This window comes from Lactiplantibacillus brownii (assembly GCF_031085375.1).
Lineage (GTDB): Bacteria > Bacillota > Bacilli > Lactobacillales > Lactobacillaceae > Lactiplantibacillus > Lactiplantibacillus brownii.
Map to the genome: position 1 here is coordinate 640,084 of NZ_JAVCWF010000001.1, position 14,700 is coordinate 654,783.

Sequence of the window (14,700 nt, forward strand, 5' to 3'; positions counted from 1 at the left end):
TAATAATGATGCGTGGTATGGGCAATATGCAAAATATGATGAAACAAATGAAAAAGATGCAACAACAAATGGCAACGGAACAAGCAGCTTTGAATGAAGAAACTTTTACGGGTAAAGCCCCTGATGATATGGTTACGGTAACTTTTACCGGGGACAAGAAAATGCAAGATATTAGCATTAAGCCCGCCGCAGTTGATCCGGACGATGTTGATATGTTGCAAGATTTAATCGTGGCAGCGGTCAACGATGCCTTGACGCAAGTTGATTCACAAACGCAAGACACGATGGGCAAGTATACTAAAGGTTTGAAGTAAAAAACGGTCGTGAGGTAGAGTAATGCAATATCCAGAACCAATTGCAAAGTTGATTGACAGTTATATGAAATTACCAGGAATTGGCGGCAAGACCGCCACACGCTTAGCCTTTTATACGATTGACATGGATGGCGATGACGTGACTGAGTTTGCCAAGTCTTTGGTGGCAGCTAAACGGGATCTGCATTTTTGCAGTATCTGTGGCAATATTACCGAAGACGATCCTTGTGTGATCTGCAAAGATAAGTCCCGTGATCAAAGTACGGTCTTAGTCGTTGAAGAAGCCAAGGATGTCATGGCTATGGAAAAAATCAAAGAATACCAAGGGTTATACCATGTTTTGCACGGGGTGTTGTCCCCAGTTGATGGTAAAGGACCCGAAGATATCAATATTGCTAGTCTGCTAAAGCGGCTACAACAAAATGATGCGATTAAAGAAGTGATTATTGCGACCAATGCAACGCCAGAAGGAGAAGCCACGGCGATGTATATTTCGCGTTTGGTGAAACCTGCGGGAATTAAAGTCACACGATTGGCGCATGGGTTGTCGGTTGGTAGCGATATTCAATATGCGGATGAAATGACCTTGTTCAAGGCGGTTGAAGGCCGTCAGGAGATGTAAGTCATGCCAAGAATGTTATTTAAACGACGTCAAATGATCAAGCAACCGAAAGCCACCTATGATGAACAATTGCTAGGGTTGCTGAATTCGGCTAAGGTCGATTGGGACCGGGCTAAGCAAAATGAACAAGCAATTTATGATAACAATACGAGTGAACTTGTGACTCAAACTGCGTTGGCACGAGCGAAGTACCTCTACTTGTATCGTGAAGCTCGGCGGCGACAAGTTCATGGTAGTCAAATTCAACGGTCGGTTATCGATAAATAAAAAGTAAAGTTATCTGTCACTTATTTTGGTGGCAGATTTTTTTATAATTAACTAAAGGTTGAAAGACTCAAAAGCATCACAAATGTTGTCCTACCGGTAACCCATAAGCCTAAAATAGACTCACCTAAATTTAGCGCTCCGTCAGTCAAAATCGGTGTGCTGTGGGGGACGGTGCCAGCCAAGGTACGGTCTGACGCCTCAATTCCAAGCCGACAAAACACGTCTTTGAATTGCCCCGCGAATTAGTCAGCCAAGAACGCCGATTAATCTCGCCGACACTGCACACCGATTTTGACTGACTCCACTAAGCGTAAATAACTACTGACTTAGCTGGAGATTGTTACTGATAGCATCGGACATGCAGGTAGCGTTTGACCGGCGTTCTTTTGCCGGCCTTACACCACGGACGGTCCGGGAGATTTGCGGCTTTGGCAAAGTTTCCGGGCGAGGTTCAAGACGTTTCTATGGCTTGAACCGGTCCCTCGTCCGCATGTTATCGGCAACAACCGGAAGCGGCAGTAGTCGACTAGTTTTCATTACCGGATTGTTGACGTAGTAGTGCAGACCGGCAATTTTTAACTTTCAACCTTTAGTAATTAATTAAAAAACACAATTGGTTGTGGCTAATGCGGTAAAATGAGATTGGTTGATACCCTCACTAGTGGTAAAGCCATTAGACATGGTCGCGACAATCAAGTACAATTATGACAACTATGAATTTTAGATGGGATTGGGAATTTTGACAGGAAAATTAATTACCTTTGAAGGTCCAGACGGCGCCGGTAAGACGTCCGCCTTGAATGCCATCGTGGCAAAAATTGCGCCACGACTGGGAGATCAACTCGTTGTTACTCGTGAACCGGGCGGCAATCAAATCTCAGAAGCAATTCGTAAAATTATTTTAGATCGCAAAAATACGGCCATGGATGACCGGACAGAAGCGTTGTTGTATGCCGCGGCCCGGCGACAACATATTGTGCAAAAAATCTTGCCAGCTTTGGCGGCGGATAAATTAGTGCTGTGTGATCGCTATATTGACAGCTCTATCGCGTATCAAGGAGCTGGTCGTGGGATTGGCGAGCAAGCCGTGTATGAGATGAATCAGTTTGCGACGGCCGGCCTGTTGCCAGATTTAACGTTGTATTTTGACGTGGACGCCGAAGTTGGGCTGCAACGAATCCAAACACACCGTCAAAATGAAGTCAATCGGTTGGATGTTGAAGCGTTGAGCTTTCATCGTCGTGTTCAGGCGGCATACTTGCGGATGTTGGCAAAGTATCCAGACCGAATCAAACGCTTAGACGCCAGTCAGTCGCTGGACCAAGTTGTCGCGCAGGCCATGACGGTCATGACAACCCAGTTACCGCAATATTTCGCAACTGAGGGGAAGTCGAAATGATGAAATTAATTATTGCCATTGTTCAAGATAAAGATAGTAACCGATTAAGTAGTCAATTTATTGAAGCCAACGTTCGCGCCACCAAATTGTCGACAACGGGTGGTTTCTTACGTTCTGGAAATACCACATTTATGATCGGGATCGATGATGATCGGGTAGATGAAGTTTTGGAAATGATCAAAAGTACCAGTCATGCGCGCGACCAATTCATGACACCGCCAGTTAATTTGGACGTCACGATGGATGGCGCTTCGGCTTATCCAGTTGAGGTTCAGGTCGGTGGTGCGACGGTATTTGTCTTGCCAATTGAGCAGTTCCACCAATTCTAAGTTGTGGAGGTTGTTAAGATGGCAGAAAACGAGAATCTGAGCGCAACTTTAACGGTTAAACAACCACGCTTATTGGCGGCATTCAAACATATTATCGCGCAAAACCATCTAGCCCATGCTTATCTATTTGCTGGGATGGAGGGGGCTGGTCAGCAGACCTTAGCCTACTGGATCGCACAACGATTATTTTGCTTACATGTGGTTGATGGTGAACCGGACGGGACTTGTGAAGAGTGCATGCGGATTGCAAATGGTCAACATCCCGATATTGTGACGGTGGCGCCAACTGGTCAGAGCATTCATGTGGACCAAGTACGTTACTTAAAAGCAGAATTTTCCAAAAGTGCTGTCGAAGGAAATCGGAAGTTATTTATCATTTCTGATGCTGAAAAAATGACAGCTAGTGCTGCCAATAGTTTACTTAAATTCATCGAAGAACCCAGTGGCAATGTGACCGCATTACTACTAACGACAAACAAGCAGTTAATGTTACCAACGATTATTTCACGAACACAAGTGATTGAATTTCCACCGTTGGGCGCAGCCGCTTTGCAGAAAAATTTTGAAGCGGCTGGTATTAAACCACAAGCGGCCCAAACTTTACGCCATTTGACCAATAGTGTTAGCCAAGCGCAAGCACTACTAGTGGATGATTGGTTGCCTAATGCGGTTGAACAGTTGTGGCGCTGGTTTGAACAAGTGGTTAAAGGTGATGCACGCAGTTTTGTTGCGGTACAAACGAGTCTCGTGGGTTTAGCCAAGGATAGCAATCAGCAATTAGTCATGTTGGACTTAGTTGCCGCGTTATTTCAAGATCTATTACAATTACATTTTCAAGTCGATACGGCCGCTGAATTAAGCTTCGGCCAGTATCAACAAGCGTTACAACAAATGACCGACCAGTTAACAGATCAGCAGTTAGTGCAGGCGACGGAATTAGCGTTGACCGCCAAACGCCGGCTAGCTAGCAACGTGAGTTTTCAAAATGTGCTGGAAGGTCTAACTTTGAACTTATGGCCAATTTTTAAAAACGCTTAATTAATAGGAAGCTGAGGGTGAGCGTGTGGATAAGCGTGATTTATATGATAGTTTCGGTGAAATGGAACAACAAATGCAACAGATGCTTGAAAAAATGGCTCAATTAAGAGCCGATATGACGACTGTGTTAGAAAAAAATGCCGAACTCGTCATTGAAAATGAACACTTACGTGAGCACATGGTCGAAATCGAAAATGAATTACCGAAAAAACCAGCTGGTACCGCTCCCCTTTCTAAATCACGGCAAAATCTGGAGAAGCTTTATGATGAAGGTTTTCATGTCTGTAATCAATTCTACGGCAAACGCCGCGATGATGATGAATCTTGTGTCTTTTGTCTAGAAGTGATCTATGGCGACCGTGAACGGTCCTAAAAACGAGGGGGAACAGTGCATTGGAGACGCAACAGAGTTTTGCAGATCATGCGGGTGTCGGGACACTTTATTTAGTGCCGACGCCAATCGGTAACTTACAAGATATGACTTATCGTGCCGTGGCAACTTTAAAAGCGGTCGACCTGATTGCGGCAGAAGATACTCGTAATACGCAAAAATTATTAAATCACTTTGAAATTGAAACGAAACAAATTAGTTTTCATGAACACAATACGCAAGAACGACTCCCACAATTAATTGCCAAATTGCAGGCTGGGACTAATCTTGCCCAAGTCAGTGACGCCGGTATGCCGTCAATCAGTGATCCTGGGACTGAATTAGTGGCAGCTTGTGTGGCAGCCAACTTACCGGTTGTCCCGTTGCCAGGGGCCAATGCTGGCCTCACGGCGCTGATTGCGTCTGGGCTAGTACCACAGCCTTTTTACTTTTATGGCTTTTTGCCTCGCAAGAAGCATGAACAGCAAACGGCTTTGGCAGCATTGGCGCAACATCAAGAAACGGTGATCCTTTATGAATCACCATTCCGGGTCGCAAAAACGTTGACGGCACTGGCAAAAGTTTGTGAGTCAACGCGGCCAATTGTTGCTTGTCGGGAATTGACGAAACGTTATGAAGAGTTTGCACGTGGCACCTTGGCAGAAATGATCGCCTGGTCACAAGATCACCAATTAAAAGGTGAGTTTGTGCTGTTGATCGGTGGCAATCCTAATGAGCCAGAACCAGACAGTCCGGATGAGTTGGCTGAATTACCTTTAAAGGCCCAGGTTGAGGCGCTCATTGCTGCTGGCAACAAGCCGAATGCTGCGATTAAAGAAATCGCTAAACGGCGTCAGTTGCAACGACAAACGGTTTATAACGACTTTCACGAGATCAACTAACAGATGGGAGCAAATTAATGGCAGCTTTAGGCGCGCAAGCAAAGGTTTTTACTGAAGAGCATCGGTTAACTTATTACGAATGTGATCGCACCGGTCGAGCCACTTTAGCAACTTTAATTGATATTGCTATTTTGGGATCACAAGATCAAAGCGACGCGTTAGGGTTAACGACCGATTTTGTGCAACAGCATGGCGTTGGTTGGGTGGTGACCCAATATGCGATCAACGTCACACGGATGCCTCGTTTAGATGAAGTGGTGACGATTGCAGTTCGTGGTTCGGCCTATAATCCGTATTTTGCTTTCCGTGAATTTTGGATTCGGGATGCTAATGGGGAAGAGTTGGCTTATATCACAAGTATTTGGGTCACGATGAGTCAAACGACGCGTAAGATTGTCAAAATCAATCCGGAATTAGTGGCGCCTTACCATTCGGAAGCCACGAAACGGATTCCACGTTTACCACGGCCGATTAGTTTCGAAACCACTGCGGACACGATTAGTAAGCCGTATCAAGTGCGATTTTTTGACATTGATCCTAATCGACATGTCAATAATGCCCACTACTTTGATTGGTTGCTGGATACTTTGCCAGCCGAGTTTTTGTTACAACACGATTTAAAGCATGTGGATGTGCGCTACGAGAATGAAGTGAAATACGGTCATACGGTTACGGCGGAAGTGAATATTTTACCAACCAGTGACGCTGAGCAGGTCACAACGAGTCATCGCATCCGTTTGGGTGATGAGAAATGTTGTGAGGTCACGATTCAATGGCAAATGTTAGCAACACCAATAAACTAAATTAGAAGCTGAGTATAAAAACTCAGCTTTTTTGGTTGGAAATTAGGTCGTATTAGGGACTGGATATGCTATGATTAGAGCATATTATAAGGGAGGGTCATTATGTCAATTCTTGTGTTGGGGGGAGCCGGTTACATTGGTTCTCATATGGTTGATCGGTTAGTTGAAACTGGTCATGAGGTCGTTGTTGTAGATAATTTGGTCACTGGTCATTTAGCGGCAATTAATTCTGCGGCTAAGTTCTATCAAGGTGATTTACGTGATGCCAACTTTTTAAATCAAGTTTTTGATCAAGAATCCATTGAAGCAGTCGTTCATTTTGCAGCCTTTTCAATCGTGCCAGAGTCAATGGCAAAACCATTAAAGTATTTTGATAATAATACTGGTGGCATGATTACGTTGCTAGAAGCGATGCAAGCACACGATGTGAAGAAAATTGTCTTTTCATCAACTGCGGCAACGTATGGGACACCGAAGCAAATTCCAATTAAAGAAACTGATCCACAAGAACCAATCAATCCTTATGGGGCAAGTAAACTCATGATGGAACACATCATGCATTGGTCTGATGTGGCTTATGGGATTAAGTTTGTCGCATTACGATACTTCAATGTGGCCGGGGCCAAACCTGACGGCAGTATTGGTGAAGATCATGGCCCAGAAACTCATCTGGTACCAATTATCTTACAAGTTGCGCAAGGCAAACGTGATGAATTAAAGATCTTTGGCGATGACTACAATACGCCTGATGGGACGAATGTGCGTGACTATGTTCACGTGGTTGACCTGGCGGATGCTCATATTTTAGCGTTGAAATACTTGGCTGCGGGTAATGACAGCAATGCTTTCAATTTGGGCTCGTCTACTGGCTTCTCTAATCGCCAAATGCTCACGGCAGCACGTGAGGTTACTGGAAAGCCAATTCCAGCCAAAATTGCACCACGGCGCCCTGGCGATCCAGACTCATTAGTTGCGGCTAGTGATAAGGCTCGGAAGGTTCTTGGTTGGCAACCACATTACGACGATGTCAACGAAATTATTAAAACAGCCTGGACTTGGACGCAAAAGCATCCAAATGGGTATGATGATCGTCACTAGATTAAAAAAAGACCCCCGTACACTGACCGAAAATAGTCAGTGTACGGGGGTCTTTTGGGGTTAACTAAGGATTTAATTGACGGTAGTCGCTGATAATGGCTAATAGCCGGTTAATATCAGCAAGGTCAACATCACCAATAGTCCCAATTCTAAAACTTGGTAGTGTGGAGACTTTACCCGGATAAATCACGAATCCGCGAGCCTTGATGAATTGATAAAAATCATCAAAGTCAAATTGATCGTTAGGGTATTTGAACGAGGTGATGATTGGGCCTTGATTAGCGGGGTCAATCACTAAATCAAAACCTAGTGCCTGCATACCAGAACTTAATCGTGATTGGTTAGCAGCATATCGGTGATAACGCGTGTCAACACCGCCTTCTAAATTCAACTCATTAAGGGCCTGCGCAAACGCATGCACCACATGTGTTGGGGAAGTGAACCGCCATTTACCTGGTTGCTTCGTCATTGCTTGCCATTGGGCATAGAGGTCAAGACTCAATGAACGTGCGTTACCAGCAGTTTTAGCTAGTTCACTTTTCTTTGCAATAATGAAAGCAAAACCAGGGACGCCTTGCACACATTTGTTGGCACTACTAATCAAGTAGTCGCAGTCCAATTGATCCATAACGATTGGGACACCGCCTAAGCTAGACATGGCATCGATGATCGAAATGATGCCACGTGAAGTTAATAGGGGCATCAGCTGATCGATGGGGTTAAGGATACCAGTAGTCGTTTCGCTATGGACGGTGGCAAAATGAGTGACTTCTGGATGGGCATCTAAGGCCGCATTAATCCGTTGTGGATCAACGATTTCATCTTCGCCAAAAACAACGTCAACGTGTGGAATGGCATAATAGTCAGCAATTTCACTAATTCGTTGGCCGTAAGCACCATTGATAGCGACCATCAACACCGCACCTTCGCGAGGAATGGCTGAGCCGATAGTTGCTTCGACCCCATAACTCCCACTACCTTGTAGCAGAACGGTCGTGTAATTATCGGCATTGGCTTGTGCCAACGTGAGGATTTGGTCGCGAATGGTTTCAGTGACCTGACGATAATCACTATCCCAAGTACAGTAGTCAATTTGCATGGCGGCTTTAACGGTTTCAGTCGTACTAAGTGGTCCGGGGGTTAATAATAAATAGGGTTGTTTCATGAAATCTCCTTTGACTAATGCAAATCGCTAACAGGTTGACTAAGAGTGGTTAAGAGAGCAGGAAGGTCGGCCATTGATTGTAAAATGTAATCGGCACCGGCTGCTTCGTATTGGGTTGCGACCTTAACGCGTCGTTCAGCTTGTTCAGCGGCACTTAATCCGTCAAAGGCTGCTTGAGATAGTCCCATTAAATTACTCCCGTCAATGATACCAACACTAATTGCATCGGCGTTTTGACCTTCGAGAATATCATTGATTGAATCGCCCACTTTAACGACATTGGCATAGTCAGTGACTTCTAATTGATCACAAGCTAATTCAAGCATGGCAGAAGCCGGGCGGCCAATGCCGTTAGTTTGTGCTGAAGTAATGTTAACCGTTGGCCGGTAGCCTTGATTAGCGGCGATTGGTAAAACCGTCGCCAACATTTCGTCATCATAGCCCGTTGTTGAACCATAAGGAATCTGGTTAGTCGTTAAATAGTCAACGACACTAGCCATGCCGGGTTTGAGGTGCGCAAAATTGGTTAAAGTTGCTAACAAGATTGACTTGAAATCTTGAAAAATACGATCACAGTCATCGGGTGTAGGCAACACTTGGAAACGAGCTTGCCAATCATTTTGAACAGCGGGTAAGCTGATAATCTTATGGATATGAGTATATTTGTCTAAGCCCATATCTTGGCGAATCTCAGCTTCAGAAATCTCAATGCCAACATTGGCAAAGGCTTGTTGAAATGCAACGATGGGTGCACGGCTACCATAATCAATCGTGGTCCCGGCCCAGTCGAAAATAACGGCTTGAATTGTCATTTAAAAAACTCCTTTAAACTTAGCAAACTAATTGCGCTTTAAATAGTGCCCACGTAACCGCATGGAGATTAATTCGAGAATGATTGCAAACCCTAATAATAGGTAAACAATCAACCCAACTTCATGGAAATTGAAATAAAAACCACTGGCCATGAAGAGGTAGTACCCGATATCATCCGCACCAGCAGCCGCACCAACGGCGACTGCATTAGCAAAGTTGATCTCAAAACGGATGAAGGTCCAGCTGAGTAATGCCGGAACGATCGAAGGTAAGATAGCTTGAAAAATAATGGGCCAAAAACGAACACCACTAGCCTTTAGGGCCTCAATGGTTGCTTGTGGGGTTTCTTCAATACTTTCTGAATAGGCTTTAACCAAGTAGGCAATACTATGGAAGGTCAAACCAATCACAGCCGCACTAGCACCTAGTCCCATAACAGCCGAGTAAATTAAGACCCAGATAATGGTTGGAATGGAACGGATAAAGGCCATCACAGCTTTTAAAGTGTTCGCTAACCAAGCAGGGGATAAGTTACGGGCTGAGAAGACGGCAATAAAGAAAGCAATCAAGGCGCCTAAAAGGGTTGTGAGTAAGGTTAACGCAATACTTGTTGAGAGTGCTTTTAGGAGCACAGACCAAGTATCTTGACCAACATTGGGTTGTAAAAACATGGCCTTTAAATTAATCCCCAAACTATGAAATGCTTCACCAAGCTTTAAGCCAGCGGTGTCCATCGTAACCAGTGAATAAATGGTCACTAGTCCTAAAACGGCTAGGACGCTCCGTAAAATCAGACGTGGCTTTGTCATTAGTGAAATCCGTGCAGTCTTTGGTACTTGAGGATTAACTGTATTTGATTCAGACGATGAATTTTCAATCATGCAATTGCCCTCCTAATCCGCGTTGAAGTTAGCTCTAAGACGATGACTAGGACTGCAATCAACAAGACGATTAGGCCAGCAGCATCATAGCGGATACTCTTGAAATATTGGTTGAACAAGAAGCCAATTCCAGTTCCAGTCAAGATCCCAACTAAGGTGGCATCACGAATGTTGTTTTCAATCATGTACAGGACCCAACTCGTCATACTGCTAGCCGCTTCAGGTAAAACCCCACAGAAAACGCATTGAAAATAATTGGCCCCAACGGCTTGTAGCGCATGTAACTTTTCAGTATCTAAATCTTCAATCGTTTCAGTAAAGGCCCGGGTAAGGTAGCCTAATGTCATGAAGAATAAGGCTAGAAAACCTGTAAAGTCGCTTTGCTTAAAGGAGAAAAGCAAGATCATCGCCCAAGCAACAACCGGAATGTTTCGCAGTAACGATGCGCCAAAGCGGACTGTTAATTGAAAGCCACGATTTGGACTGGTTGTCTTTGCACCTAAAACAGCAAAAATCAAACTTAAAATGGCGGCACAAACCGTTGAAGAAATAGCAACGATCAACGTCTTCCAAAGCTGATAGAAGATGGGTCCCAAATAAGTAGTCGTGTGCTGATTAGGGATAAAGGTTTTAAACAACCAAATCAGGCCAGCAGGAACTTGGGCTAATGATGAAAAAGTCTGAAAGTTAACTAGCCAAACTGAAACCAAGTAGATGCCAAGTAAAATGATTAAAACGACCGTCAACCGTAATTGGCGTTCATGAAAGAATTGTTGCGGTGACGTGTATTTAGTTTTCATTCGCCGCTACCTTAACTTTCGTTTCAGTTGCCTGACGGTAGATTTTTTGTAGTACAGTGTCATCAACTTGTTTGGTTGGCCCTTCAAAGACAATGGCGCCGTTGTTGATGCCAACAATATGATCAGCGTAAGCCATCGCAATATCAATTTGATGCAAGTTAATCAAAATAATCAATTGCTTTTCGCGAGCTAATTGACGCAAGATGTCCATCACGATCTTGGTTGACTTAGGATCAAGTGAGGCAATAGGTTCATCACAAAGAATCATTTTGGGATGTTGCATTAAAGCCCGAGCAATCCCGACCCGTTGTTGTTGACCACCACTGAGTTGATCACAGCGTTGGTAGGCATAATCTTTGAGTCCGACTTCAGACAATAAGGCCAAAGCTTCAGTTTTTTCAGCGGTACTGTAGAGTCCGAACATGCCAGCCAAGGTTGATTTAGCTCCTAGACGACCATGCAAGACGTTCTCAAGTGCGGTGAGGGGACTGATCAAATTGTAGTTTTGGAATATCATGCCAATATGATGACGAATCTTACGGAGCTCGGCTTTATTTGCTTGGCGAATATCTTGATCGTCTAACAAAATTTGACCGCTATCATCACGAATTAATTGATTGACACTCCGTAAAATCGTCGTTTTACCTGCCCCAGAGGGACCGATAATCGCGGTAACTTCACCGGGTTGAGCTGTGAAACTGACTGACTTGAGCGAATGCTTGTCTTGACCATATGTTTTATCTAGTTGATTTACCTTGAGCATAGCATGTCCTTTCGTTAATCCAGATTAATGGTGAGTTTAGTAACCAACTAACTTATGAGTTGGGGCATACCATTTATCAGTAACCTTCAATAATTGCGTCTTTTCAGACTTCTTAGGGAAGAGTTTTGGTGTTTTGGCGTCTTTATCAGAGAAGATTTCTTTATTTTGAGCAAATTCCTTGGAAGTGAATTCTTTAGCAATCTTGTCTTGGTCATCCTTGCTCAATGACTTAGTGTTGTAGACCCATGGGCCTTGTTGAACAGGCATCATGGCGATGTTAGTTACCTTTTTACCAGTTAAACTACTGAATGGGGCTTCTGCATCAGCTTTAACTTCGAAAGTTGAGCCGACTTTATCCCATGAACCTTCAGAAACTTTCAAGTAAGGCATTAAGTCACCATCATCAAAGGCAGCAACGTCGACGTCACCCTTTAAGAGGTTAACGGCTGAACCTTGATGAGAGCCACCGTAGAGGACTTTACTGAAGAATTTGCCATTTTGAGTCAAGTCATCTTTGTTCTTGATCTTAAATTCGTTAGTGATTTTAGCAGTTGGTACTAAGAAACCAGAAGTTGAGCTATTAGAAACATAAGAAATTTTCTTACCTTTAATATCTTTAATACTAAATTTGCCATCTGCTTTGTACTTATCGGCATCTTTTTGTTGTACCATTAAGTAAGAGTTGTAAGTGGCTTTCTTCAAGCTACCATCAGCGTCTGATTGAGCGGCGAAAGGTTCAACATCTTTGCTAAGCTTATGGGCTTGAATATAACCGTTGGCACCCATATAAGCTAATTGTGCTTTGCCAGAAGCAATGGCTTGAATTGCCACGTTGTAGTCGGTGGTCGTTTGAACTTTGACCGTTTTGCCAGTGACCTTTTCAATCGACTTTTTCAAAGCATCACGTGAGCCTGCAAAACTTTTTGCAGATTCATTTGGGTAAAAGACGACCGTAATGGCCTTACTCTTATCGGTGCTTGCGCTACTACCAGTCTTGGTGCTAGTACCACTAGCACAACCAGCCAATCCTAAACCTAAAACTGAAATTAATGAGAGTCCAACGAGGGACTTGTTAAGCTTTACCATAATATCAATTACCTCCAAAGTAATATTAGTTACCTGTGTAGAATACCAAGGCAATGTAAACGTGTGAAAAATTATCGGTGAATAATTGGTATAAGTTATGTAAAGAATATTTACGAATTGATTACATCGTAAATATCATTGACTGTGAAAGTGGCATACAGCGATGAAGCCTAACATTTTTTGTAAAATGCTTAGGATTTGATTGCAAAGCGCTTGAAAACGGCCGGATTCCTTTCAAAGCTAGTAAATTATGATAAGATATGTGAAGTAATTCAAAATGAGGAGCTTTTTTAAATATGAAGTTGTTGGCAATTGAGACATCCAATCGCCCGTTGAGTGTGGCGGTTTTAGATGATACGAAGGTGCTTGCCACGACGACCACCAATGTTGGTCGTAACCATAGCAGCACTTTGTTACCAATTATTGAAAAGTCAATTAGCCAAGCTGGGTTGACAGCGGACGATTTGGATCGTGTGGTCGTTGCGGCTGGACCGGGGTCGTACACTGGCTTGCGGATTGGTGTGACGACTGCTAAAACATTGGCCTTTACGTTACATAAAGCGTTAGTTGGCTTATCCAGTTTAGCCGTTTTGGCAGGCAACATTGTTGCTGAAGGACAATTAGTTGCGCCATTATTTGATGCTCGACGGGACAATTTATTCACGGGTTTGTATCGAATCAAAGCCGGTCAGCCAGTCAATGAATTACCAGACCAACACATTAGTGTGACGGAATGGTGTCAGCAATTAGCTGCGATTCATGAACCGATTGTGTTTGTCGGCAGTGATGTGACGCAATATGCCCCCGCATTACAAGCACAACTGGGTGAGCAATTTGTTCGTGCGCAACCCCAATTAGATTTACCGCAAGCGGTGGTACTCGGCTTAATGGGCCGAACAGCGACCCCCGTGGAAAAGATCCATGCTTTTGTGCCTAACTACTTACGGCTAACGCAAGCGGAACGCGAATGGTTAGCCAAACATCCGAAAGAGGACCATGCGCCATATGTTGAGAAGATTTAAGCAGTACTTTCAGAAGATAACAAAAAATCGTAGCCAGCGCCGTCAAAAAATTATGCGGATTGATAATCACGTCGTTCAAGTGGGTGCGACGGGTTATTATTTGTCCCGCGCGTTGATCACAGATGTGCCAGAAATGTTGGCCATCGAACGTGCCGTTTACGCTGGCAAGACACCTTGGGATGAGAATGCCTTTAAGACGGAGTTACGTCGTCAAGGTGGTCGGTTTTATATTGTGATGCGCCACGAGGACCGGTTATGTGCTTTTTGTGGTTGCGCCTTTGATGATCGCCGGCAAGATGCTCATATCACGAATATTGCGGTGCATCCTGATTTTCAAAATCAAGGTCTCGGCAGTTTTATGATGAAAACAATGATTAAACGGGCTGGTTATTTAAACTATCGAACCGTGACGCTTGAAGTCCGGTATAGCAATACTAATGCGCAACGGTTGTATCAAAATTTAGGCTTTGAGAAGACGGGGGTCAAAAAACGGTACTACTTTGGTGATCATGAAGATGCCATTGATATGACTTACCACTTGCCAGTAGTGGCCCCCAATGCTTAAGCCTGAATTGGTTGCTAGTCCGGCATGGTCAACTGAATGGGTTGCTCAAGCGTGTTATGATCTCGCCGCCGCGGCATATCCAGGTGGCGCGCCATGGCGCTTAGCAACCTTTGCGGCTGACCTTGCTTTGCCGCAATCACGGTACCAGTTATTGGTGCTTCGGCAACGGCCAATCGGGTTTATTAGTTTGACGACGGTGCTTGATGAGACTGAAGTCACTAATGTTGCGGTACACCCTGATTATCAACGTCACGGTTATGCTCGGCAGATGCTTGAAACAGTTTTCGCCCAATTGACGGCTGCGGATAAATTGTTTTTAGAAGTGCGGACTAGTAATGTCGCTGCACGAGGTTTATATGAACAATGTGGTTTTGAAAAAATTTCCGTGCGGCAGAATTATTATCAGCACCCGCGTGAAGATGCCATAATTATGCGTAAAATTATTGAATGAAGGATGGTAGCT

19 protein-coding genes are annotated in these 14,700 nt (G+C 44.1%); 13 read left to right on the top strand and 6 right to left on the bottom strand.

What is annotated here, in order from left to right; translation table 11 throughout:
• Positions 1-5: 5 nt before the first annotated feature.
• The 10 genes from RA086_RS02615 to galE all read left to right on the top strand — a co-directional run bounded on the left by RA086_RS02615 (position 6) and on the right by galE (position 7,142).
• A complete protein-coding gene (locus RA086_RS02615; RefSeq protein ID WP_308702364.1) occupies positions 6-314 on the top strand; it encodes a YbaB/EbfC family nucleoid-associated protein in 309 nt (102 codons plus the stop codon).
• A 22-nt stretch (positions 315-336) separates the two neighbouring features.
• Positions 337-936, top strand: a complete 600-nt coding sequence (gene recR, locus RA086_RS02620) for a recombination mediator RecR (protein ID WP_308702365.1) — start codon at positions 337-339, stop codon at positions 934-936.
• Between the two features lie 3 nt (positions 937-939).
• Positions 940-1,203 (top strand): YaaL family protein, encoded by a 264-nt coding sequence (locus RA086_RS02625; RefSeq protein ID WP_407659048.1) that lies wholly within the window; start codon positions 940-942, stop codon positions 1,201-1,203.
• A gap of 736 nt (positions 1,204-1,939) precedes the next feature.
• Positions 1,940-2,602, top strand: a complete 663-nt coding sequence (gene tmk / locus RA086_RS02630; RefSeq protein ID WP_308704399.1) for a dTMP kinase — start codon at positions 1,940-1,942, stop codon at positions 2,600-2,602.
• A complete protein-coding gene (locus RA086_RS02635) occupies positions 2,602-2,931 on the top strand; it encodes a cyclic-di-AMP receptor (RefSeq protein ID WP_137615837.1) in 330 nt (109 codons plus the stop codon). Before tmk ends, RA086_RS02635 begins: the two co-directional genes overlap by 1 nt.
• 18 nt (positions 2,932-2,949) lie before the next feature.
• Positions 2,950-3,969: a DNA polymerase III subunit delta' gene (holB, locus tag RA086_RS02640; RefSeq protein ID WP_308702366.1), complete on the top strand. Its 1,020-nt coding sequence runs from the start codon at positions 2,950-2,952 to the stop codon at positions 3,967-3,969.
• Positions 3,970-3,994: 25 nt separating this feature from the next.
• Positions 3,995-4,342, top strand: coding sequence for a DNA replication initiation control protein YabA (locus RA086_RS02645; protein WP_308702367.1), 348 nt, complete (start codon positions 3,995-3,997; stop codon positions 4,340-4,342).
• Between the two features lie 20 nt (positions 4,343-4,362).
• On the top strand, positions 4,363-5,241 hold the full coding sequence (rsmI, locus tag RA086_RS02650; protein WP_308702368.1) for a 16S rRNA (cytidine(1402)-2'-O)-methyltransferase: 879 nt from the start codon (positions 4,363-4,365) through the stop codon (positions 5,239-5,241).
• 17 nt (positions 5,242-5,258) lie between these two features.
• Entirely contained in the window at positions 5,259-6,044 is a 786-nt protein-coding gene (locus RA086_RS02655) for an acyl-[acyl-carrier-protein] thioesterase (RefSeq protein WP_308702369.1), read from the top strand.
• A gap of 102 nt (positions 6,045-6,146) precedes the next feature.
• Complete coding sequence (gene galE, locus RA086_RS02660) at positions 6,147-7,142, top strand: UDP-glucose 4-epimerase GalE (RefSeq protein ID WP_308702370.1); 996 nt, start codon at positions 6,147-6,149, stop codon at positions 7,140-7,142.
• A 64-nt stretch (positions 7,143-7,206) separates the two neighbouring features.
• Here the strand turns inward: galE and phnW are convergent, their stop codons facing one another.
• Genes phnW through RA086_RS02690 form a run of 6 tightly spaced genes read right to left on the bottom strand, consistent with a single transcriptional unit; the run spans position 7,207 to position 12,650 of the window.
• Complete coding sequence (gene phnW, locus RA086_RS02665) at positions 7,207-8,307, bottom strand: 2-aminoethylphosphonate--pyruvate transaminase (protein ID WP_308702371.1); 1,101 nt, start codon at positions 8,305-8,307, stop codon at positions 7,207-7,209.
• Between the two features lie 14 nt (positions 8,308-8,321).
• Positions 8,322-9,119, bottom strand: a complete 798-nt coding sequence (gene phnX / locus RA086_RS02670) for a phosphonoacetaldehyde hydrolase (RefSeq protein ID WP_308702372.1) — start codon at positions 9,117-9,119, stop codon at positions 8,322-8,324.
• Between the two features lie 27 nt (positions 9,120-9,146).
• Positions 9,147-10,001: a PhnE/PtxC family ABC transporter permease gene (locus RA086_RS02675; protein WP_308702373.1), complete on the bottom strand. Its 855-nt coding sequence runs from the start codon at positions 9,999-10,001 to the stop codon at positions 9,147-9,149.
• Positions 9,998-10,801, bottom strand: a complete 804-nt coding sequence (phnE, locus tag RA086_RS02680; RefSeq protein ID WP_308702374.1) for a phosphonate ABC transporter, permease protein PhnE — start codon at positions 10,799-10,801, stop codon at positions 9,998-10,000. Before phnE ends, RA086_RS02675 begins: the two co-directional genes overlap by 4 nt.
• On the bottom strand, positions 10,791-11,564 hold the full coding sequence (phnC, locus tag RA086_RS02685) for a phosphonate ABC transporter ATP-binding protein (RefSeq protein ID WP_308702375.1): 774 nt from the start codon (positions 11,562-11,564) through the stop codon (positions 10,791-10,793). The genes phnE and phnC overlap by 11 nt, the downstream gene beginning before the upstream one ends.
• Before the next feature lie 36 nt (positions 11,565-11,600).
• Positions 11,601-12,650 carry a phosphate/phosphite/phosphonate ABC transporter substrate-binding protein gene (locus RA086_RS02690; protein WP_308702376.1) on the bottom strand — a complete coding sequence of 350 codons (1,050 nt, stop codon included), beginning with the start codon at positions 12,648-12,650 and terminating at the stop codon, positions 11,601-11,603.
• Between the two features lie 296 nt (positions 12,651-12,946).
• Here RA086_RS02690 and tsaB point away from each other — a divergent pair, with 296 nt between their 5' ends.
• The 3 genes from tsaB to rimI (RA086_RS02705) are packed head-to-tail and all read left to right on the top strand — an operon-like array spanning position 12,947 to position 14,688.
• Positions 12,947-13,672, top strand: coding sequence for a tRNA (adenosine(37)-N6)-threonylcarbamoyltransferase complex dimerization subunit type 1 TsaB (gene tsaB, locus RA086_RS02695; RefSeq protein ID WP_308702377.1), 726 nt, complete (start codon positions 12,947-12,949; stop codon positions 13,670-13,672).
• Positions 13,656-14,237, top strand: a complete 582-nt coding sequence (gene rimI / locus RA086_RS02700; protein WP_308702378.1) for a ribosomal protein S18-alanine N-acetyltransferase — start codon at positions 13,656-13,658, stop codon at positions 14,235-14,237. The genes tsaB and rimI (RA086_RS02700) overlap by 17 nt, the downstream gene beginning before the upstream one ends.
• Entirely contained in the window at positions 14,230-14,688 is a 459-nt protein-coding gene (gene rimI, locus RA086_RS02705) for a ribosomal protein S18-alanine N-acetyltransferase (RefSeq protein WP_308702379.1), read from the top strand. The genes rimI (RA086_RS02700) and rimI (RA086_RS02705) overlap by 8 nt, the downstream gene beginning before the upstream one ends.
• Positions 14,689-14,700 lie beyond the last annotated feature (12 nt).